General features: G+C 75.6%; 1 pseudogene. It reads left to right on the top strand.

What is annotated here, in order from left to right:
* Window positions 1-582 (top strand): annotated as a pseudogene (locus tag D588_RS0112810) (formylglycine-generating enzyme family protein); the annotation flags it as partial.

Below are 582 nucleotides of genomic sequence, written 5' to 3'. Positions count from 1 at the left end.
GAGACCGTGGCGCGCTGGCAGCCGCCGTTGCCGACCCTGACGCGCAGCGGCCTGCCGCAGGCGCGGCGCCAGGCGGCGCGCGCGCTGGCCGAGGATCGCCTGTTCGAGGATGCGCAGTCGGCGATTCCGCTGTACCTGGCGATCCGCAGCCTGGCGCCGAACGATCGCGTTGCCCAGGACGGCCTGCGCAAGGCGCGGCGGCGCCTGTTGCAACTCGGCGCGCAGGCGCTGGGCGATCCGGATCTTTCCGAACGCACGCTCGAGCAGGCCGCGCGCATCGCGATGGTGGCGCTGTGGCTGGATGCCGATGACCCGGCGGTGCGGCGCCTGCAGCAGCGGGTGGAGACCGCCTCGCGGGTGCTGGCCTACAACCGCGCCGGCGAGGACGACCTGCGCGGCGGCCGCCTGGGCGAGGACGGCAACGGCGCCCTGGCCAATTTCCGCGAGGCGTTGCTGCTGGATGCGGACGATGCGCGCGCGCGGCAGGGCGTGGCGGCGGTGGAAAGCGCGCTGATCCGTCGCGCCGAGACGGCCGCGGCGGCCTCGGATTTCGCCGCCGCCGGCAGTTGGCTGGCGCGCGCG

It is taken from the genome of Xanthomonas sp. SHU 308, assembly GCF_000364645.1.
Taxonomy (GTDB): Bacteria; Pseudomonadota; Gammaproteobacteria; order Xanthomonadales; family Xanthomonadaceae; genus Xanthomonas_A; species Xanthomonas_A sontii.
Note: the sequence above shows the minus strand (reverse complement) of the source record. Positions and strands in the feature narration are given on the sequence as shown.